Genomic DNA, 432 nt, shown 5'->3' with positions numbered 1-432 from the left:
CCAGCACGGGAGGTCAGGGACCTCGCCTCGGTCGATGGCGGTACGTAATGCATGGGCAGCCCGCGCCTATCCCTGGGCGGAGCGGTGATCTTGGGCGCCTCGACCAACGGCGCGTCCGCAGGCAGGCGGCCCTGAGCGCGCTTGTACGCCGACACGGCGCGTGGATGCAGGCGGATGTCGTCGGGCAATGGACTGAATGCCAACTGCACTGCTTTTCCGAACACTCGCAGGAGTACCTCATCGCCAGGGGTCCAGCGCATTCCGGCCTTCTCGCGCACCGAGGAACTGAACACCCCGGCGGCCACCCAGTTCTGAAATGCGCGGGCCGGTGCCCACATCTGCTGCCAGAGAAAGTCCGGTAGCAGTACGTACTTCGGTTTGGGGATCTGAATGTGGAAGATGTCCATCGTCGCGCGATTGATCTCCAGTTCT

General features: G+C 63.9%; 1 protein-coding gene. It reads right to left on the bottom strand.

Annotated elements, in window-relative coordinates; genetic code table 11:
• A partial coding sequence (locus BKG60_RS29685; protein ID WP_341350338.1) for an oxygenase MpaB family protein occupies nucleotides 1–432 on the bottom strand: 432 nt, incomplete at both ends.

Origin of the sequence: Mycobacterium syngnathidarum (genome assembly GCF_001942625.1) — a bacterium.
Taxonomy (GTDB): Bacteria; Actinomycetota; Actinomycetes; order Mycobacteriales; family Mycobacteriaceae; genus Mycobacterium; species Mycobacterium syngnathidarum.
This window is presented reverse-complemented; position numbering and strand designations above follow the sequence as displayed.